At 33.1% G+C, this 22,116-nt stretch carries 15 protein-coding genes; 5 read left to right on the top strand and 10 right to left on the bottom strand.

Annotated elements, in window-relative coordinates:
• Positions 1–68 precede the first annotated feature (68 nt).
• The gene (locus ABD771_RS05275; protein ID WP_345091657.1) at positions 69–533 is read left to right on the top strand and encodes a hypothetical protein; all 465 of its coding nucleotides are present in this window, start codon (positions 69–71) and stop codon (positions 531–533) included.
• 43 nt (positions 534–576) lie between these two features.
• Here the strand turns inward: ABD771_RS05275 and ABD771_RS05270 are convergent, their stop codons facing one another.
• From ABD771_RS05270 to ABD771_RS05260, 3 genes are all read right to left on the bottom strand, one after another.
• Positions 577–3,228, bottom strand: a complete 2,652-nt coding sequence (locus tag ABD771_RS05270; protein ID WP_345091654.1) for a zinc-dependent metalloprotease — start codon at positions 3,226–3,228, stop codon at positions 577–579.
• A gap of 124 nt (positions 3,229–3,352) precedes the next feature.
• Positions 3,353–4,588, bottom strand: coding sequence for a M43 family zinc metalloprotease (locus ABD771_RS05265; protein ID WP_345091651.1), 1,236 nt, complete (start codon positions 4,586–4,588; stop codon positions 3,353–3,355).
• A gap of 79 nt (positions 4,589–4,667) precedes the next feature.
• Positions 4,668–8,030, bottom strand: a complete 3,363-nt coding sequence (locus ABD771_RS05260; protein ID WP_345091649.1) for a zinc-dependent metalloprotease — start codon at positions 8,028–8,030, stop codon at positions 4,668–4,670.
• Positions 8,031–8,210: 180 nt separating this feature from the next.
• Here ABD771_RS05260 and ABD771_RS05255 point away from each other — a divergent pair, with 180 nt between their 5' ends.
• The 3 genes from ABD771_RS05255 to bioB all read left to right on the top strand — a co-directional run bounded on the left by ABD771_RS05255 (position 8,211) and on the right by bioB (position 10,880).
• Positions 8,211–9,137, top strand: a complete 927-nt coding sequence (locus ABD771_RS05255) for a bifunctional riboflavin kinase/FAD synthetase (RefSeq protein ID WP_345091647.1) — start codon at positions 8,211–8,213, stop codon at positions 9,135–9,137.
• A gap of 115 nt (positions 9,138–9,252) precedes the next feature.
• Positions 9,253–9,699, top strand: coding sequence for a hypothetical protein (locus tag ABD771_RS05250; RefSeq protein ID WP_345091644.1), 447 nt, complete (start codon positions 9,253–9,255; stop codon positions 9,697–9,699).
• A 95-nt stretch (positions 9,700–9,794) separates the two neighbouring features.
• Positions 9,795–10,880: a biotin synthase BioB gene (gene bioB / locus ABD771_RS05245; protein ID WP_345091641.1), complete on the top strand. Its 1,086-nt coding sequence runs from the start codon at positions 9,795–9,797 to the stop codon at positions 10,878–10,880.
• A 69-nt stretch (positions 10,881–10,949) separates the two neighbouring features.
• On the opposite strand, the gene ABD771_RS05240 is transcribed toward bioB, so the two are convergent.
• Positions 10,950–16,268 carry a fibronectin type III domain-containing protein gene (locus tag ABD771_RS05240; RefSeq protein WP_345091638.1) on the bottom strand — a complete coding sequence of 1,773 codons (5,319 nt, stop codon included), beginning with the start codon at positions 16,266–16,268 and terminating at the stop codon, positions 10,950–10,952.
• A gap of 125 nt (positions 16,269–16,393) precedes the next feature.
• Between ABD771_RS05240 and ABD771_RS05235 the strand changes: the two genes are divergently transcribed.
• Positions 16,394–16,867 carry a regulatory protein RecX gene (locus ABD771_RS05235; protein ID WP_345091634.1) on the top strand — a complete coding sequence of 158 codons (474 nt, stop codon included), beginning with the start codon at positions 16,394–16,396 and terminating at the stop codon, positions 16,865–16,867.
• Between the two features lie 85 nt (positions 16,868–16,952).
• Here the strand turns inward: ABD771_RS05235 and ABD771_RS05230 are convergent, their stop codons facing one another.
• From ABD771_RS05230 to ABD771_RS05205, 6 genes are all read right to left on the bottom strand, one after another.
• A complete protein-coding gene (locus ABD771_RS05230; RefSeq protein ID WP_345091631.1) occupies positions 16,953–18,113 on the bottom strand; it encodes a beta-ketoacyl synthase N-terminal-like domain-containing protein in 1,161 nt (386 codons plus the stop codon).
• Positions 18,114–18,210: 97 nt separating this feature from the next.
• Positions 18,211–19,482, bottom strand: a complete 1,272-nt coding sequence (gene bioA, locus ABD771_RS05225) for an adenosylmethionine--8-amino-7-oxononanoate transaminase (protein WP_345091628.1) — start codon at positions 19,480–19,482, stop codon at positions 18,211–18,213.
• A 57-nt stretch (positions 19,483–19,539) separates the two neighbouring features.
• Positions 19,540–20,157, bottom strand: coding sequence for a dethiobiotin synthase (gene bioD / locus ABD771_RS05220; protein ID WP_345091625.1), 618 nt, complete (start codon positions 20,155–20,157; stop codon positions 19,540–19,542).
• Positions 20,158–20,565 carry a putative signal transducing protein gene (locus ABD771_RS05215; protein WP_345091622.1) on the bottom strand — a complete coding sequence of 136 codons (408 nt, stop codon included), beginning with the start codon at positions 20,563–20,565 and terminating at the stop codon, positions 20,158–20,160. It abuts the gene before it with no gap.
• An 8-nt stretch (positions 20,566–20,573) separates the two neighbouring features.
• A complete protein-coding gene (locus tag ABD771_RS05210) occupies positions 20,574–21,731 on the bottom strand; it encodes an aminotransferase class I/II-fold pyridoxal phosphate-dependent enzyme (RefSeq protein WP_345091620.1) in 1,158 nt (385 codons plus the stop codon).
• Between the two features lie 62 nt (positions 21,732–21,793).
• Positions 21,794–22,075 carry a F0F1 ATP synthase subunit delta/epsilon gene (locus tag ABD771_RS05205; RefSeq protein ID WP_298307422.1) on the bottom strand — a complete coding sequence of 94 codons (282 nt, stop codon included), beginning with the start codon at positions 22,073–22,075 and terminating at the stop codon, positions 21,794–21,796.
• Between the last annotated feature and the right edge of the window lie 41 nt (positions 22,076–22,116).

The raw sequence follows: 22,116 nt of genomic DNA, 5'->3' as shown, positions 1-22,116 counted from the left end.
CAATGAAAAAACTATTCATAATCCCAACCGCAATTCTCTTTTCTTTCTGTTGTACAAACAAGGAAATAATGAAAAAAGAAGAAGAAAATAAAGTCGTTACAAAAACAGAATCTCCTTGTCCCTCTGACGGAGTTTGTACCACAGAAATACTGAAGAACAAAAGTTTAGTTATAAAAACTGACGAATTTGGATCAACGTATACACAAATTATTGATAATGAAACTACTTCTATAATCGTTTATCAGTACAACAGAATCGTAAAAGGTGATTTACAAGATGCAGGTTACAGAGAAGAAATAATTTTTGAAATAAACAATAACGATACAGAACTAAATTTAACTAATAAGGAACTACAACAAACTAAAATGCATTTTGGTAGATTTTGTTTCTGTAGAGGACAAACAGGTTATTATAAAGTGGAAGAAGGTAAATTAAAACTAAAAAAAATAAACGATAATATAACTTTAAATTTAGACTTCACTATTACTAAAGTTCCTCAAATAATTAAAACCATTACAAGTTCTATAAACTAAAAAAGTCCCGATTTTATCGGGACTTTTTATTTATAATAGAAAATTATTCTACTACTATTTTCTTAACAATCTTTTTATCTCCATCTTGAATATTTACAAGGTAAATTCCAGATTGCACGTTGTCTAACTGTAATGTTTGTTCAAACACTCCATTATTTTGATATACATTGTTGAAGATTGATCTTCCTCTCATATCAAAAACAGCTACATTAATATTATTTCCTGTATTTGAATTAAACTTAACAGTAAAAGTTCCATCGTTAGGATTTGGATATAATGAGAAGCTATCAAAAGAGAAGCTATCATTTCCTAATAAAGCAATTGTTTGAGAACAAATTTCAATAGAAAATGAGTTAATCGTTCCTGTTGTACCAGCAACTAAATCTCTGAATCCCATTTGCCATGTTCCAGATGGATTAAATCCAATCATAGAATCTAGACTTCCTACAGGAATATAAGTTCCTTGTGTTGGACTTGCACATGTTAATGCTGAACCTTGAGCATCCCAAGTCACATTCATATTCGCACCACTTGAGCATCCTTGATTGTATAATGTTAGCAATGAACCTCCAGGTCTTACAACAGCAAAATTTAAGTGTTGAATGTTTGGATGCGTAGCATTTACATTAATGTTTACATCAGAAATTGTACTTGTTGAAGTTGGGACAGATATTGTTCTAATAGTATAACCAGTTGATCCATCTGTTGGAGAGAATGCCGTGTTAAATGGATAAGTAACGCAATTATTAGTTACAGAATAACCAATTAATATGTTTTTGCTATTAACAGCATAATAAATATTTTCTTTTGCTCTTACCATAATTCTAGCCGTTTGTGTAACCACATTAGGAACTGTGATTGTAGCACTTCCAGAATTTGGAACTCCAGAAGGAGTTAACAATGTTGGGAAAGTAACTCCACCATCTGTAGACAAATAAATATCAACGTTAGTTGAAAGAGTTTCAGCTCCATTTCTAACCCATGTGATTGTTTGAGTACTTCCTTGAGCCCAACCCACAGTTGTACTTTGAGAACTTACAGAAAATGGCCCGATAGTATTACTTGCAGTAACCACAACATTATCTCTTGTTGTTTGACCTCCATTTGGCATTCTATTATCTCTAACAGTTAAAGCAAAATTGTAAGTTCTACCAGCAGTAGAAACAACTTCCCATGTTGGAGCCAAATTTCCAGCAACAACACTTGCTAATGGTGGCATATATCGTTCAGGTGCAGCTACAGGAGGATTAGATCTAAAACTTGGTCCTGTAGTATTATTTGGTGTAGGTGGCTGAGTTGAAACTGCATTATCAGTTTGCTCCCAACAATAAGTTAAAGAATCACCATTTGCATCAGTTACAGATTGAGGAAACAGTATAAATGCAGTTCCTTTAGGAATTGTTCTATCAACACCTGCATTAACTGCTGGAGGTGTATTTCCATTCAAAGCATTTGGAGCACAATTTCCAGTTGTAGTGGTAAATGTCATCATTTGATTTAAACTCACTGTTTGGAAATGTGCATCTGAGTTACTTTGTACATCTGGAGCACAGATTCCTGCATACCCCATAATTGTATTTCCAGAACCTGGTTCTACAGCAGTACCAGCAGATCTATTACCTCCACATGAATTGTTGAAAGTATGTGTTGCACCAAATTGATGCCCCATTTCATGAGCTACGTAATCAATATCATAAGGGTCTCCAACTGGAGCTGGCGAACCTGTAATTCCTCTTGCCTTACTTGTAGTACAAGGTGAGTTTAATTGAGCTAAACCACCGCCACCAGTACTTACAGTATGTCCTATGTCATAATTTGCTGTACCAATTGCAGCATCAATTTCAACTTGACTTTCATTAATTAAACTACCCGCAGTATCATTTGAAAAGTTATCAGAATCTACAAAAATTACTAAATCATTATTAGCGACTAAATTCATACGTAATGACATATCTCTTTCGTATAAACCATTTACGCGTGTCATTGTAACGTTCATTGCGGCTAAAACAGCTGCTTTTCGCTGAGCTAAAGTTCCGGCTCCAACTCCTGCTGCATTAATATGAAAGGCTGCATATTCTACAGTACATGCCATAGCTAATCTATATTGTCTAAATCTGCCATCATTAGCAGCAACAGAGCTAGTTTCTAACAATCTTGGAGCTAATTCTTCATCTTGAACAAAACATGAAAAAGCATTACTACTTGAAATATTATTTCTTCCATAAACAATATAGTTTTCAAGGTCTTTTGTGTAAGTATCTAAATAATAAGTACCTGAGTTACCTGTAAGTGACATCACATGTAATCCAAAAATTGTAGTACTAAAACGAATTGAAGATGTTCCATCTACACTTACTCCAGTATAAGACTTAATATCTGGATATCTATTAGCTAACCCTGCTTCCATCACTGGAGCATCAAAAATTTTATAACTAGTAAATTCTCCGTTTTGATTTGGAAAGTCAACAATTACATTTGAACTTCCAGCATTTTCAGAAGGAGCTTGTTGTAATTGTACTTTTAAAGCATTGAAGTCAAGAGAAAATAATTGGTATTCTCTTGGCATTGAAGCACGATCCATCTTGCTTAAATTTTTTACTCTATCCTCTGTAGTTTTATTCCATAGAGAACCTTGACCAAAACTCGAAACAAAAATTAAAACCGCACTAAAAGTAAATAGTAAGTTTTTTTTCATAATGTTTTTATTATTAATTGTTCAAATTTATTAAAAAAAATGATAATTTCTTAATTTAGAATCAAAAAAAAGAAGCCTCAAATATTTATTAACATTTGAGGCAAAATATTTTAACAAAAAAATATTACTTTTTAATTATCTTATCTGATTTCAAAAAGCTTTCTCCATTGTATATTCTTAAATAATAAACACCCGATTCTAAGTCTTCAATATATATTTTATTATTTATTTCTTCAAGCTTTTGAGACTTTACCAACTGGCCATTTACATTATAAACCTCAACAAAATCAACAGTGGTATGAGGAGAGGTAATGATAAAATACTGAGAGACCGGATTAGGATAAACCGCAATAGCTTGAATTGCTCCTACTTCATCAAGACCAAGTGAGGCACAACCATTTGAAGTTAACAAACTTGCTCTTGGTCCGTTTAATGTATTTCGCATTATTGTTTTTTGACCATTTGTAAAAAATGCCATACAAGCATCATTAACATAATCCATATAGTTCATAAACATTGAACCATTTGTTGTTGAAGTACAAGCATTAGTATTATTAGGAAAAGTAGGGCATCCAGAATACGGATCGTTTGTTGCTGGTGTATCAGAAACCCCATCACTATTAGCCGCTGTCCCACAAGTGCTTCCATCATCTCCCCAAGGATGCAATAATCCAAAATAGTGTCCAATTTCATGGGTGGCAGTTCTACCTTTATTGAAAGGAGCTGTAGCTGTTCCTGTATTTCCAAAAAACTGATCCCCAATACACAAACCATCATAAGCTAAACCTGCCGCAGATGGCAAATATGCAAATCCTAATAACTGATTATTTGTAAACCTTCCTATCCAAATGTTTAAATATTTTGTTGGATCCCATGCTGTCAAACCGGCCGTTGCAAAATAGTCATTTTCAAAAACAAAAGACGAAGGAACTGATTTTCTTTCAATACCTGTAGATGCTACTCCTGCTGGTGTTCTTGTTGCTTTGCAAAACAATATTTCTACATCGGCTCCAAGACCTTGAAAAGCAGCTGGAACTACTGTAGAAAAATCTGAATTTAATTTTCTAAAATCATTATTCAATATTGTCAGTTGTGAATTGATTTGAGCATCACTAATATTCTGAATTGATGTTTTATACAAAACATGAAATACAACTGGAATAGTAACAACTACGTTAGGACTTTTATTAGTCTGAGCTGTAGTAGAATTTTGTAAATAATCCATTGTCTCTTGATGATGAATTGCAAAAGAAGGATTATTTGCTTTAAGTTCGTTCATTTTTTCTGTAGTGGCACAGGTTCGTTGCGAAAAAACATTTAACGAACTAATTGCCAATACAATAAGAATAATCTTTTTCATTTTTTAAATTTTAAGATTCCAAAAGTAAATAAAAAAGGGAAGTAATTACTTCCCTTTAAAAAAATATTTTTTACAATCGTTATTCAATCACTATTTTTTTGGTGATTTTCTTATCACCATCTTGAATATTAATTAGATAAACTCCAGATTGAAGATTGTCTAATTGCAATTTTTCATTGAAAAATCCATTGTTTTGATACGTTTTAGAAAAAACTTCTCTTCCTCTAATATCATGAATTCCAATTAAAATAGAATTGTCAGATAAAGAATTGAATTGAACTGTAAAAGTTCCATTATTTGGGTTCGGATACAATGCAAAATTTTCAAATATATTTTGATTAACCGCTAAGGCTGGCGCTGTATTACATAAATTTAAACTCCATCCATTAATCGAACCTCCATCTTGGTTAAAAGAATCCAATACTCTTAATGTCCATGTTCCGTTCATAGGTTCTCCATTGAAAGCCGATAGTGCTTGAGCAGGAATAACTACACCAGAAATTGCTGGATTGTTTCCACAAACTATAGGTACACCAGCATCATCAAATGTAGCCGTAATATCATTTAAAGCTACACTTGTACATGGTTGAGCTACTAATTGAACTTGAGTTCCACTTGGGCTGATTAATGTAATTGTCATATCATTTACCCAACTATGGGTAATATCAATAGTAACGTTTGCATCAGAAACCGTATTAGTTGATGTAACATTTAATGTAGAATTTGCTGTTACATTTGCAGTTGTTGGTATTGTTATAGGCACATTTGTAGAAGTAGCTGTTAAGCAAGTAATTATTCCTGTTACAAACTTGTATCCTGTACTAAAATTTCCTGTACATGAAGGACTCACTGGAGCAACTCTCCAAAAATACGCTACACCTTCTGTCAGTCCATTTACATTGTAAACATTAGTGGTAACACTTCCTGAACTTATAATTGTATTAAATCCAGCATCAGTAGCTACTTGAACATTGTAAGAAGATGCACTTGGATTTACTGACCAAGTCAATGCCAGTGAAGTATTTTGTGCAACTGCATTATTTGCTGGAGATGTTAGTGTAACATCTGGCAAACCTAAATATAAGTAAAAAGGAACAGTTTTTACATCTGCCCCAGAAGTTGCATTAACATTTATGTTGTAAACTCCAGCTGGTGCAGTAAGCAAGTTATCAATTGTCATGACAACAGTTCCATTTGAAGAACTTAAAGATGCTGGGCTAAAAGTTACATTTGTTCCAGCTGGATTTCCAGAAGCACTAAAAGTAGTAGTTCCAGTAAATCCTCCCAATGCAATATAGTCAAAAGTATAAGTTGTTGATGGTACAGAACAAACTAATGTACTTTGTACACTTGATTGAGTTACAGCAAATGTTGATGGTGCTGTTGTTATTGTAAAATTAGTATTAGATATATCAAAGAAAATATGTTGATATCCTTTTACCATTATTCTATTATTTGTACCTACATTATTTGGAACAGTTACTACAGTACTTCCATTATTTGGAACTTTATTAGCTAATTGAATAGGATATGTTAAACCCCCATCAGTTGATAAAAAGACATCTACAAAAGGAGAATTAACACCGTTTCCTGTTGTTCCTGCCACATTCCATAAAACTGTTTGGTTTGTTCCTACTATCCATGAAACAGCAGTATTAGGTGTGTTCACAACAAATGGACCTGCAGCGGCATTAACTGTAACCACCATGTCAGTGTAGGCTGTTTGACCAACTTTTATTGGTGCAGTTGAACTATACGGAGAGTTATCTCTAACTGTTAATCTAAAATTTAACGTTCTTGAAACAGAGCTTAATGCTTCTGACAACATCCCTGCATCTCCACCAACCTGACTAGTTGTTGCTGAGTTAGCGATAATAGAAGATAACTTTGGAAAATATCTGCTAGGAGAAGCAGTTGGCAACCATGAGATAAAGTTTGGCCCTATCGTTTTAGTTATACTTGCACTACTATTAGCACCAGTAGAAGAAGCTCCATCGTCATTTTGTTCCCAGCAATAAGTTAATGCATCTGCAACATCTGCATCTGTAGCAGAACCTGTAAGTACAAAAGGAGTACTTCTAGGAATGATATAATTTGCAACCGGAGCAACTACTGGAGTCGCATTTGTTCCTAATAAAGATGTTGTAATAGGACACAATTTTGTAGCTAAATTATTTTGAATTTGCTCAATTGTAGTTTCATGGTAAATATCAATAGAATGTGGAGCGACGTCTTGACCTGTAATTCCAGCATACCCCATAATTGTTACTCCTGAACCTACTTCTTTATTAACTCCTGCTCCTTCATTTGAATTTGAAAAAGTATGATTACCACCTAATTGGTGTCCAATTTCATGTACTACATAATCGATATCAAAATTATCTCCTTGTGGGATTCCATCAGCAGGAGAAGTAATACCCCTTCCTTTAGTACCACCTGTACCAGCGGCAACACCATTCACACAAACACAACCAATACAACCTGCGTTTCCACCACCACCGCTTGCACCAAACATATGACCTACATCATAGGCTGCATTATTAACAGCCAAAGATGTACCTGTTCCTGTTAATGTTGTATTAAGCGCTTGTTGTAACTGAGTATTCCAATTTCCCATTGTGGTATATGGGTCAGTAGTTGGATTGTAATAAATTACATTTGTTGAACCAGCAACTAAATTAAGATGAAGTGCTAAATCTTTTTCATAAACACCATTACAACGTGTTAATGTTGCATTAAAAGCAGCAACAACTAAACCAACTTGACTAGCATTAGTTGCTCCAAAATAATTTGAGTATTCTGCATTACATGATTGAGCTAAACGCATCGTTTTTAATTGTCCTGCGCTTGATAATGCTGTTGTATTTGTAGATACTCTGTTACCAATTTCTTGAACTAGTTTTTGATCTTCTGTAGAACAAGTCCATGCTAAAGCTCCTTTTTGTCTTTGAGATTTAAAAACTGCATAAGTTGTATGATCTTGAGAATAAGCTTCAATAAATTCACTTTCTTTATCAGCTCTAAAAACCATAGTTTGTATTCCTTGAGGTGAAATACTTAATTTTAAAGTTGCATATCTATCTGTAATACCTTTACCTGAATAAGCTCTAATTTCAGGAAATTGTGCTTGCAAATCTGGTTCAAAATTAGAAGCTTCATAAACTTCAAATTCTTCAACACCTCCATCTGCATTTGGCAGTGATATAATAGTTGAACGAGAAACGGACTGATTCCCAACAATTGAGAATAATTGTTGTCTTAAAGGAGTAATGTTTAAATCAAATAATTTAAAATCTTTAGGAAAAGCTAGTCTTGCTACTGCTTTGTCTTTGTTGATTATTCTGTCATTAGGATTATGAGAAATCCAAAATCGGTTTGATTGCGAAAACCCAATAGTAGTAAGCAATAGGGTAATCAAGGTTAATAGTGTAGTTTTTTTCATAAATTGAGTTAGTTTAATAAGGTCGTAAATATATAAAAGGTAGTTTAATAAAAAAACTAAAAAACTCGATTTCATATATTTATAAAACAAAAACTTTCAATAAAACCATATTAGTGTCTATTTTCATAATTTTTAGGATCAATATAAATGATTTACCTTTGCAACTAAAATTTCCTTTTCTTGAAAACCTACAACAATATTAAAGAATATAATAAAAAAAAATCCGTTGTTACCATTGGCACTTTTGATGGTGTGCATATTGGTCATAAAAAAATTCTTGAAAGAATAATTCTTAACGCTAAAGAACTTAATTGTGAAAGTGTTGTTATAACCTTTTTCCCTCATCCAAGAATGGTACTACAAGATAATTCTGTTGTACAACTTCTAAATACTGTAGATGAAAAAACAATACTTTTAGAAAAAACAGGGATTGATAATTTAATCATTCATCCATTTAATCAAGAATTTTCAAGACTTACAGCTGAAGAATTTGTTAAAGAAATTTTAGTTAATCAATTAAATATTCAGAAGATAATTATTGGTTACGATCATCGTTTTGGAAGAAACAGAACTGCCAATATTAATGATTTAATTGTATTTGGAGAAGAATACGGATTTGAAGTAGATCAAATTTCAGCTCAAGAAATAAATGATAATGCAGTAAGTTCTACCAAAATTAGAAATGCTATTTTAGAAGGAAAAATAACTTTGGCTAATGACTATCTTGGTTACAATTATTTCTTTTCAGGAATAATTGTAAAAGGAAAACAACTCGGTCGCACAATCGGATTTCCAACAGCTAACATTAAAATTAATGAAGATTATAAGTTGATTCCGAAAAACGGCGTTTATATTGTAAAAAGTAATTACAATAAAAGAATAATTTATGGCATGATGAATATCGGTACGCGTCCAACTGTCGATGGACAAAACCAAACAATAGAAGTGAATTTTTTTGACTTCAACGAAGACATTTATGATGAATTAATCACCATTGAACTACTAGATTTTATTCGTGAAGAACAAAAATTTGACTCTTTTGATTCTTTAAAAAACCAATTGTATTCAGACAAAGAAACTTCTCTATCATTTATTTCTAGATTGTAACTTTAAAAAAAGTTTGAAACACATTTTTATTATTTGTTAAATTTAATAATTTATAATTAATATTTTCTTATATTTATAGTAACATGTTTACTAAAAACTTAAAAAAATTAAGATTATGAAATTATCAAATGAATTTAAATACGGTTTTTTAATATTTCTTGGAATAGGTTTTTACTTTCTTTTAATGGAAGTTCTTGGCTTATCAAATCTTTATTTCTTAAGAATATTAAATGTTATTATTGTTGTCTATGGACTAAACTTAGTCATTAAAACAAATTTAAAAAAAGGAAAAACTGGCTATTTGCAAAACTTTATATCGACGGTATTAACAGGTTTTATAGGTGTAGCATTAAGTATAATTGGTCTTTTTCTTTATCTTAATTTTCGAGGTGGAACTGTCTACCTAAATAAGCTATCCGAAGCTTTTCTTTTTGGAGGCAATCCTAGTATTCCCGAATATAGTTTTGGATTATTTATTGAAGGAATTGCATCTGTACTTATGGTAGCCTTCATTAATATTTTATATTGGAAAACAAAAAATGTTTTTAAAGAGGAAATGTAAATTATGCTTTCTTCCAAAACGTAACTAACGAAATAGAATTTCTTTTTTTACTTCAAAACAAATTAACTACTTTTGATGCAACATAAAAAGTAATTATGAGTATTACAAAACACAATTGGACTAAAGAAGAAATTATAGCGATATACAATAAACCTTTAATGGATTTAATGTATGAAGCAGCAACCATTCATAGAGAAAACCATGACCCAAATGTGGTTCAAGTTTCTACATTACTTTCTATTAAAACTGGTGGTTGTCCAGAAGATTGTGGCTATTGTCCACAAGCAGCAAGATATCATACCGATATTGAAGGCAATGATTTAATGTCTGTAAGCCAAGTAAAAGCTCAGGCATTAAGAGCAAAATCGAGTGGTTCATCAAGAGTCTGTATGGGTGCAGCGTGGAGAAATGTAAAAGACGGACCAGAATTTGACCAAGTTTTAGAAATGGTTCGTACCATTAATAAACTGGAAATGGAAGTGTGTTGTACTCTTGGAATGTTAACTGAAAATCAAGCGCAACGTTTAGCAGAAGCTGGTTTATATGCTTATAATCACAACTTAGACACTTCTGAAGAATATTATAAAGAGGTAATTTCAACTCGTGGATTTGAAGATAGATTACAAACAATAGACAACGTTCGTAAAACTAACGTTACAGTTTGCAGTGGTGGAATTATTGGAATGGGTGAATCTATAGAAGACAGAGCAGGAATGCTTGTGGCACTTTCAACATTAAACCCTCAACCGGAATCGGTGCCAATTAATGCACTTGTAGCTGTTGAAGGAACTCCAATGGAAAATGAAAAACCAGTTGAAATTTGGGAAATGATTCGAATGGTTGCCACTACAAGAATCATAATGCCAGAAACTCAAGTTAGACTTTCTGCTGGTAGAACTGAAATGTCTCGTGAAGGTCAAGCTATGTGCTTCTTTGCTGGTGCAAATTCAATTTTTGCTGGTGACAAACTTCTTACAACACCAAATCCTGATGTGAATGAAGACATGAAAATGTTTGAAACTCTTGGATTACTACCTCAAAAACCATTCATCAAATTGATGCAACCAACAACTGTTGAGGCGGAAGATTCACAATTTCAAGCTTTGGGAGAAAAACCTAAATGGTCTCGTCCTGATCACAAAATTGAAAGAAATCTAGAAGCTTCTGGAAAAGGAAAATAATAAAATCTAAAACATAAAAAAAAGTCCCAACCTTTAAGAGATTGGGACTTTTTCGTTTTAAGAAACTGACTAAAGAATTACTTTTCTAGTAACAACTTCACCATTTTCTAATTTTATTTTCACAATCAAAGCTTGATTTCTTGCTGTAATATTGCTTAATGTTAAATTGCTTGAAGCTATGTTAGTTTTCTTTATAATTTCTCTTCCTAAAACATCATAAACCGTTACCTCGCTCAATAGTTCATTAATAGTTCTAATTTTAATTTGACCATCATTAGCCGACATGAAAACAGAATTTTCAATAGATTCGAAATTTTCATTACTCAATGCTGCTGTTGTATATCTTAAAACAAATCTGTCATTGAAAGTTCCAACTGAAGATGTAAAGTTATAAGGCGCTTGTCTTAAATCATGAATAATATTTAACTGCTTATCTTCTAAATAAATATCTTGATTTTGCTCAAATAAACCATCTACTTTCTTGATAGCAATAGTATGATTTCCTGCAGCAACAATTCTGATTCCCAGTGGAACAAGGTCAAAATTATTGAAAGGTAATGGTCGTCCTTGAATAATAAATGGCTCTGAATTGATAATAGAATACATGCTCAACTCTGATGTTGGTCTAAAAATACAATCATACAAATGGTCAACATCTAGGGTTGAACTCGTTGAATATCCTAATAATGTTCTGTCCATCTGTCCAGAAGTAGTATTGATAATATCCAACCATATTCTGTGTTTTTCCTCAACAGGTCCGACAGTAGTTGTTGAAACACCTCTAAAGAAATCGGTATTGTCATACTGAACCATTGAAGCATCACTTCTCATATTATTTGTAAAAGTTATGGTGTTTGGAGTTGCAGTTGTATGAAGCATGTTCACCATAAATCCTTGTCCAGAAGCTATTTTTCCTGCAAAAGTATCAGGATCTGTTGAACCTAAACCATTGTATTTTATATAATCTGATGATGAATAATTGTACTGATAATTGCTATAAAACGGACTAACATTTGAAGTTGGATTCAAACCATGTGTCCAAATCCATACAGCACCTTCTATCTTCGTTTGATTTTGAACCAAGAACTCCTCAGCATCTATCGCTGATGGATAAGGATTTCCAACTAAATTCCAATTGTCATCAAATTTTGTTGTCAATACATTATTTGGATTGGTTAAATCAGCATCATAGTCTGCTCCATTATAATTTCCTCTATTTATTGCAAAGTTGAATTGACCATTGTGAGGTTTTCCTGTAAAGATTGTACTTAATCCAACTGGTGTTGCAGAACCATTAGAAGCTCTGGCAATATATCCTTTTCCTTTAGTCATATTTCCAGATGCTGTTGCCCAATTTCCTAATGTTCCATTAGCATTAGCAAATAAAGTATTCCATTCGTAACGATTATTAGTTGGAATGCCAGTAACTGCAAAATTTTCAGTTGGTGAACTCCAATAAACATAATCAAAATTCTTAGCTTGAGCTGTTCTTGTTAGTTGAAATTTTGTTCCAGTATAGACACCCATATTATTGTCTGTTTCGTCAACTTGAATAAATTGTCCATTGTTAGCGATAGACAAATCCCCATTATGATTTAATCTTTTATAAGCATAAACAAATCCATTTGAATCAATATTTAATGTTCTTGTAGCGTTAATAGTTAAATCACCTTGAGCAATTAAATCATTAGAAACAGCTGTGTTAAAGTCGTTATCAAGTACTACATTGTAGAATAATTCTGTTCCTCTTGGAGCAACATTATTTATTACCTGAGCAACACTTCCTTTAAAATGGATGGTGCTTTCGCCTTGATCAAAATTAGTTTCTGTACCATTATTAGTCCAATTTCCAAACAAATAAAGTTGTCCATCTGGAGTTCCATTGGTACTATCATTCATATCTAAAGTTCCTGATGCTGCAATAGAAACATTTCCGTAAACTTCCAATTTATTGTTGGAATTTGCCTGAATTATTATACTTCTTCCGTTGATGGTAAGATTGTTACAAACTGCCAAATCAGCGTAAAAATCTGAATAGGTAGCTGTGTAATCAATTATGGAATTATTAATAGAAGTTACATTATCTATAATTACATCAACAGTTTCATCTGGAACGGTCAATCTACCCCAATTTGAACAATTAAACCAGTTGGTATCAAAATCACCAACCCATTGTCCAGAAGTTTCACTAACTCCAATGATAAAGGTTTTTCCTGCTCTGTTTGTTGCACTACTTGTTGCATCAATAGTATATCTTGTTGTTCCAATAACCCAATTGGTTCCAACATTAGCAATTGCTTTTATTATATTTCTTATAGATGTAGAACCATGCTCAGCACTATTTCTATAATAACCACTAATAGTATTTGCAACTGCACTTTCAACATTAAAACAAGTTAATGCATTTGGCAAGCGAGATTGTCTATTACTTCCTCCACCATTCACACCACTACAAGCAGATGTAAAAGGAACCCATCCTGTTTTAATTGTAAATCCATGAAGTAATGTTCCAGTTAAGATATAATTAGCTTCATTAGCATCTATTAATCCATCCGAAACAAAATTTCCTTGCAATAAATAGATTTGTTCTCCATCTCCATTAGATGTTGTAATATTTGGCGTTGTTCCTAATCCAAAAGGTTGAGTAGTTATAAAATCAGAAGTTCTGTCGGTTAATGTTGTGCCAGTAATAACACCTTCATAACTAAATACATTTGAACTATTTGTATTTAAAACCAAAACAGAACCAGCAGGAATATTTCCTGAGCCATTATATGTAAAATTGGTAACTCCTGGTGTTGCGCTAGGGTCATTTCCTGCTCCACCCCATTTATCAGTTCTAATATTGGCAGCAGCTCCAGCTTCATAACGTGAATTAGCTATTGAAAATGTAGTTCCTGGAATAATATCTACCATTGTTGCAACCATATATTGATCGTCTGGACCACTACCAGCATATTGTCCGTCAAATCCAACAAAAACTAACTCTCCTGGTTTAAAAACTGTTGCTAAATTCGGTGTAAAACTAGTTTCAACTCCAGAACTCCATTCTGAACCTTTTCTAACAAAAATTTCAACATAATAAGTTACACCATTAGTCAATCCGGTAATAGTTACAAAATTTCCTATACTATTAAAAACAACTTGGTTGGGTGCAGCGTAAACCGTATTTGGCACATAAGAACTTCCGTTTCCAGAAGGTGCAAAAGTAATACCCGGTGAAGTAGTAACAACAGCCAGAACTTCATCATAACAAGCTGAATTTGGGTTACTCCAAGTTACAGTTCCTGAAGCATTTGCAGGTGTTGAACCAAAACCTGTTACATTAGGGACAGCAGTTGTTTGAGTAATAGTTGTTGCAGTTGTTGAAAATACTGAGGATGCTCCATTATTTTTGTAGGCATACAAGGCATAAGTATACGCTACACCCGGTGTTAAACCAGTAATCGTTGCTGAAGTTCCTGTTCCTATATACAAAACTCTTGAAGTTGTTGCATTGTAAGTTGGGGCTAAACTATAATTTGAATTAAAAGACTGTGATGATGCTACAATTGTTGTAACCGCATGTGGGGTTGCGCCATCTCTAACTACTAATAAGTATCCATCAAATGTTCCTGTTGCAGGAGCTGCCCAAGTTAAGGATTGAGTTGTATTAGAAGTACATACTCTTGTAAAAGAAGTTGGTACAGCTGGTGCTGATGGTGAAATTGTTTGTGTGCCACCGGCAGTAGTAGTTCCGCCTTTTACACCAGCTGCAAAAGTAACATTTGCGGTTGTTATTACATTTAAAGCAATTGTATTGTTTAAAGTTGCAGACGCTGAAATATCTGCGGTAATAAATATATATCCTATAGTTCCTGCTGTAATAACCTGTGATAAAAAACTTGGAAAAGTTTTTACTCCAGCAATACCAGGCGAATTAAAAGTACTTAAAGTTGCATCTGCAGCATCCAAAACATTGTTAACAGAATAACGAACTTTTAAATTTAAAAGATCGGCAGTTACATATGTTCCATTAGTAGTTGCCGTTATTCCTTGTAAAGTTGCATTTGCAGTAGCTACAGAAAGTTGAAATTTATGTAAAATTAAATCTGTAGTACCTTGTGGCACATTCGCAGCAGTCACCTGAGTACCATTATTTGCAAAAGTTATTAAAGATGTTGCAACGGCTGTAGTACAATTTGTTGTTAAGATTGTTGCTGCTGTTCTATAATTTAATGTTCCTGAAACGCTCAAAAAAGCATTGAATGGTACTATTGAGAAAAAATAATTTGTTCCACTATTTAATCCAGTTGCGGCATAAGTTGTTGTTGTTCCTGTGTTAGCAGTTTGTCCTAAAACAATTGCATCACCAAATACAGTTCCTGGAGCATGAAAAGCACCATCTGTTGGAACTCCTGTTGGAGCCGCTCCAATTCTGTAAAGAATAATGTATCCATCGCCTCCAAGTGTGTTGGCTGCAGGAAAAGTTAAATTAATTACAGAAGTATTGGGTACGCCTACAGCACATGTAAATGTTCCAGCACCGGGTTGAGCCGTTGGTTCAGTTGACAATGTATAGAAATTCACTGAAACCGGCGCAGTAGTATTATAACAATCTAATGCATTGTAGGAATATATTGTAGCCGTATATTGTGTTTCAGGATTTAATCCTGTTACATTTACACTAGTCCCTCCTCCTAAATAAACTACTCTATTATCAACATCTATTTGACCTGCTGTTGCATAATTTGTATTAGGTGTATATGATGTACTTGTTGAAGGATCTAGTAGTAGTGAGGCAGTAGGACGAATAACTACCATTGAACCAGAAGTTGACACACCATTAGTCCATGATATTGTAGCTCCGTTGATTAATGGATTACTAAAAGTAATACCTGATGCTTGGTTTAAAGGAACTGTGCATGGTCCTAAGCCAGTAAAAAGTATATCATCTATTCGAATACCTTGCCTTCCTCCAAGAATTCCTTTGTTAAATCTTAATTTGAATTGAGTCGACGTAGATGGTGGTATGCTAAAAACCCCAGACGCTATCAAAGTAGCCGATGTTGGAGTTGCAGAAGTAAATGTCGTTGTAGACCACGTAAACCCATTATCTTCTGAATACTCAACAAACACAGGTGCATTTGGAGCTCCAGCGCCATAAGTTCCAACTAGAAAACTTAAAGAAAGACCAGAAACATATGAACTAACATCAAATGGCTCCGAAATTATGTTATCCGAATCTTCTAATAACCAATAAGTACCTTGCTGTATTGGCTGCACAGCAGTAGTATTATTATAAGTCCATGCCGGCGAAGCAGCAGAACAAGCAGAACTATAAATAATAGTTTGTCCCCAAGAAAAAACACTGCAAAGTAATGCTAGAAAAGCTATTTTAAATTTCATTTAAAATGAATTATGTTTACTATTAATTTAAAAAGATTTGGGACTACAAAATTACTTCTAATCCGCACAATTTCAATACATTTGCGTTATTAAATTATTAACAAATTTCAATCTTTTTAATCGTTTTGAGCTCAAAATCAACTAGTTCTGTAGAAGATATTGTACAAAAGTTAGAATATTACTGTTCTTATCAAGAACGATGTCATATTGAAGTGTCAGAAAAGTTGCGCTCTTTTGTTTTGAATCAACAAGAAAAAGACAAAATTATTGTACATCTAATAGAACATAATTTCTTGAACGAAGAACGATTTGCATCCGTTTTTTCAATTAGTAAATTTCATCAAAAAAAATGGGGTAAAATTCGAATCAAAAATGAGTTAAAAGCCAGAAAAATCTCTGATTATTTGGTTAACAAAGCACTAAAAGAAATCCCAACCGAGGAATATGAAATGACTTTCGAAACTTTATCCGAAAAACACTGGGAAACTATTACTGAAAAAAACGATTTGAAAAAACGAAAAAAATTCTGTGATTACCTACTTCGTAAAGGTTGGGAAAGCGAGCGCATTTATGAAAAAGTGAAAGAACTTGAAAAATAGTGTTTACTATTAAGTTGCAGTTGTCAAACACTATATTAAATACGTCAAATGCCTAAAATTACCTTTTGAAGTTGGCTTTTGAAATTTAAAACTCTTTTGACAAAAGGATACTTACGGCATTTCCGCCAAAACCTACAGCGTTTATTAATACTTTTTTAATTTTTTTTCTTATGGTTTGCTTTTCAGCAAATGGCACTTCGATGAATTGATTGTGCTGCATCATTAAGATGGCAAGTTCCATATTCAACATTCCTGATGCACCAAAAGTGTGTCCAACCTTCCACTTGTTTGTAGTTAACATTGGATTGTTTTGACCGAAAACTTTTTGAATCGCTTTATATTCTGATGTGTCGCCTTTTAAAGTTCCTGGCATATGCATTACTATGGCGTCAATATCTTCTAGATTAGTATTTTTCAGCGCCATTTTCATTGATTTTTGAAAACAATTAGCTTCGTCTGAAATAGAAATATTGTGTTCGATATCGTCTGTTGCATAACCAATTCCTTCTATGTAAGCTAAAGCGTTTTCTTTTTTGCCAATTTCTAAACAAGCTACTGAAGCGGCTTCACCAAGAACCATAGTGTTTTTGGTCTTTGTAAAATCGAAAGCACGACAAGGATATTTGGATGTTTCTTTAGAATAAATTTTTAAAGCGTGCATTTGTGCGATAGTAAAATCTGTCAAAGGAGCTTCACTTCCACCTACTAAAAACTTAGTTGCCATTCCAGATTGTAACCAAGCTACAGCATTCAAAACGGCATGCAAAGCAGTAGAGCAAGTTATGGAATGGGAAATTTCTGGTCCGTTGTTTTTTAAATCATGCGCTACCCAAGAAGAAATATTTCCAAGAGTTGTGGTTGGCGATGTTAAGGTTGATGTTTTTCCGGTTTCTAGAAATTCTTTGTGGTGTTTTTCAAATAATTGTGTAGCGCCACGAGATGAACCAATGTTGATTCCGAATTCGTCGCCATTATTCCAACCTGCATTTTTTATGGCTTGACGTGAAACTAAAATAGAAAGCAAAACGGTTTCGTCTAAAGCTTTGTACTTAATTTCACTCTTTTTTAATTCTTCTATTTCATTTCTAATTTCTTGAGGAATTGTGGCTACAAATTGTGGCTTTCCGTTAAAGTCTTTAGTTGAAATTAAGGTTTCATTTGAAAGATAATTACGCCAAATAGCCTCAGGATTTTTTCCTAATGGTGAAATGGAGGCTAAGGATGTTATGGCAATTTTTTCTTTCATGTTAAATAACACAGAGATTCACAGAGGAATCACAGAGTTTTAAGTAAAAATAAAGTCTTTGATTTTTGCTTTGAATATTTGTTTAACGAATGCAAATTTAAACTATTTCCAAAGCATTTTCGATGGTTTGATAGACTTTTTGTAATTGATTTTCTGTGATGATGTATGGTGGCAAAATATAAACTATATTTCCAACAGGTCGTAAAATTACTCCGTTTTCGATGAAGAAATTGTAGAGTTTGTTGCGCATCGTTCCGTAGTAACTTTCTTGGGTTTCGGTTTTGATTTCTAGGGCAAAAATTACTCCGAGCACTCGAGTGGTTTTTACTTTTGGATGGTTTTTTATTTTGGATTGAAATGCTAAATGCGATTGATGAACCGTTTGAATATTTTGCTGGATTTCATCAGTTTGTAAAAGTGAAATACTGGCTAAAGCTGCAGCGCAACCTGTCGGATTTGCTGTAAAAGTGTGTCCGTGAAACAAAGCTTTGTCTGTGTCATCATGGTAAAATCCATCGAAGATTTCTTGAGAGAACGTCGTGATTGCCATTGGAATTGTTCCACCTGTTAATGCTTTAGACAAGCACATCATATCAGGTCTGTTTACAAGATAATCACTGGCAAATGTTTTACCTGTTTTGCCAAAACCTGTCATAACTTCGTCAGCAATAGTGAACACGTTATTTTGGTTACAAATGCTAATTAATTTATCTAAAACTTCTGGTGAATACATTACCATTCCTGCAGCTCCAAGCACTAATGGCTCAAAAATAAACGCCGCAAATTCGTTGGTTTTTACAAGATTTTCTAAAGTTTTTATAGTTTGTTCTTCGTTGTCTTGAGTTGGAACCGGAATGCGAACAACTTCTAAAAGAGAACCTTTGAAAGCTTCTGTAAAAAAAGTAATTCCGCTAGCAGCCATGGCTCCGAAAGTATCACCGTGAAAAGCATCTTCAAAAGCGATGACTTTAGTTTTTTTAATTCCTTTATTATAATTGTATTGTAAAGCAACTTTGATAGCAACTTCTACCGCAGTGGAACCATTGTCTGAGTAGAAAATTTTCTGTTGATTGGAAGGCAGAATCTCCATTAGTTTTTCAGATAACTCTACGGCTTTATTATGAGTAAATCCTCCAAATAAAACATGTTCCAAAGTAGTTAATTGCTCATAAATAGCATCCGCCATAACTTTGTTGGAATGTCCGAAAGGATTTACCCACCACGAAGCGATGGCATCGATATACTCTTTACCGTTTTCATCCCACAACAAAGCATCTTTCCCTTTTACAATTGCAGGAAAATCGGCAACTGTTTTGTGTTGTGTATAAGGATGCCAATTGTGTTTTTTGTCTCTTTCAGATAAATTCATAAGATAAAAATATTACACAAAGATACACAGAGAAAAGCACAGAGTTTCAAAAAGACTTTATAAATTTAGAAGGTTTTCACGAAACAAATCAGCATAATATTGGATTACATTTTGATCGAAATACGGTTCGTTGTCAATTCTTCCTATGAATTTGGCTTTAGTTTTGTTAAGAATAATTTCTTCGGTAGCTTTATTTTCATCACCTGAGAAAATGATTCCTGCTACTTTCAAATTTCTGCTTTTTAAAGCTTCAAAAGTTAGTAATGTATGGTTGATACTTCCAAGATAATGGCGTGAAACCAATAGTATTTTGTAATCGGATTGGATTAAATCGATAATGCAGTCGTTGTCGTTTAAAGGAACTAATAATCCACCTGCGCCTTCTATAATAAAATGGTTTTTTGTTTTGGGTTCGACGATTTTTTTCAAATCTATTGTAATTCCGTCAATTGCAGCAGCTAAATGTGGACTTGCTGGTGTATTTAGTTTATAGCTATTTTCGTGAATGATGGTTTTATCATTACAAATATAACGTTGAATTTTATGACTATCAGAATTGTCTAAATCGCCTGCTTGAATAGGTTTCCAATAGTCGGCTTCTAATGCTTGGGTTACAATGGCTGATGTAATGGTTTTACCTACATCGGTACCGATTCCTGTGATGAATAGTTTCATTTAATTAAATTCAAATTTACATGATTGACATTTGTATTTATGCTTAGAATAAAACGGCATATACACAACTAATACTGAAAAAAGAAAAGCTAAAAATGATCTAATATCTTTAATTGAAGTGACCATTTCAACTTGTTCAGCATTGCATTTTGGGCATTTGATAAGTTGATTGTTTTCGTCAAGAGAATATTGACTTACCTCTGAAAGAATAAGTTGAGCTTTTTCTAAATCTTCTTCTTTTACAAAAAGCTTAATTCCGCCAACAGCATTACTATACAAAGGATTTGAATCAACAATATTGTTATCTCTAATAAACACTTCAATTCCTTCAGACTCCAATTTACCCTTATAAATTAAAGCCTCAGAGGAATATTGATAACGACCGACAAGTTGAAATTGTTCTTCCATGTTTTTATCTAAAACACAAAAGTACTCAACAATTGCAATACTTTAGAAATTTCTTTTTCAGAATTGTAGGAATGCAAACAAAAACGAAGTCGTTCTTGACCTTCTGGAACAGTTGGAGAAAGAATGGCTTTTACATCAAATCCATTTTCTTGTAATTGACTTGCTATAGATTTTACCTTTTCGTTTCCAGGAATTATGGCACATTGAATAGCGGATTTACTATAAACAAACATTGGTTTCAATCCCATTTGTAATTTCTCTTGATTTAAAAATTGAATGTTGTTTTTAAGTTTTTGAATAGCTTCTTTTTCAGATTTTAAATACTGATAAGCTATCAAAATTGTGGCTACAGAATGTGGAGAAAGTCCAGTTGTGTAAATAAAACTTCGAGCAAAATTGACTAAATACGATTTCAATTCTTGGCTTCCTAAAATGGCTGCGCCGTGACAACCTAATCCTTTTCCGAAAGTCATGATTCTTGCAAAAACTTTATCTTGCAAGCCTTGATATTGAATTAATCCTTCACCTAAATCTCCGAAAACACCTAATGCATGTGCTTCGTCAATGACCAAATAGCAATTGTATTTTTCGCATAGGTATACTAATTCTTCTAGATTTGGTGAATCACCATCCATGGAAAAAACGGATTCGGTAACAACGTAAAAAGTTTCGGGTATCGGGTTTCGAGTTTCGAGTTGTGAAATTATTACTTTCTCTAAATGATTGAAATCATTGTGCTGAAATTTATACGATTTGGCATTACTCATCTGAATTCCGTCACGAATAGAAGCATGACATAACTCGTCATACAAAATAATATCGTTGCGTTGTGGTACCGAACTAAAAAAACCCAGATTAGCATCATAACCCGAATTGAAAATTAATGCTGTTTCTGATTGATGGAAATTAGCTATAAAATCCTCCGTTTTTTGGTATAAATTGTGGTTTCCTGAAATTAATCGAGAACCTGTGGCACCGTTTATTTTTATGTTGTTTTCTAAAAGATAATCATGTGTTTGATTGAAAATTTCCTCAGAATTAGCAAAACCTAAATAATCATTGGAAGCAAAATCAATTAAATTATTAGAAACTGGCAATTTTCGCAAGGCATTGTTTTGCTCACGTAGTTGCATTTTTTGGGTTAATAATTTTGGGAGTTTTTTCATTTATCAAAAATAAAAAAAGCCAAACAATAATGCTTGGCTTTCATACTTTATTTTGAACTGTCTTAGTCGGCTAAAACAATTACTTTATTATCTTTCATTTCAATAGTTCCTGAAGAAATTTCAAGAGTGTAGTTTTGATCGTTTACTTTTGTAAATTTATCTTCTACTTCTTTTTCGAATTTAAAGCTCGTTGCAGTAACTTTTACTGTTCCTTGTTTTAAAATAGAAACTATTGGAGCGTGATTGTTCAATATTTGAAATGAACCATCTACACCTGGCAAAGAAACCGAAGTAACTTCTCCTTTAAATAATGTAGCTTCCGGTGATACTATTTCTAAAATCATTTTTTTTAGTGATTAGTAATTAGTAATTAGTAATTAGCACT

The sequence above is a fragment of the Flavobacterium chungnamense genome (genome assembly GCF_039539165.1).
GTDB lineage: Bacteria > Bacteroidota > Bacteroidia > Flavobacteriales > Flavobacteriaceae > Flavobacterium > Flavobacterium chungnamense.
Note: the sequence above shows the minus strand (reverse complement) of the source record. Positions and strands in the feature narration are given on the sequence as shown.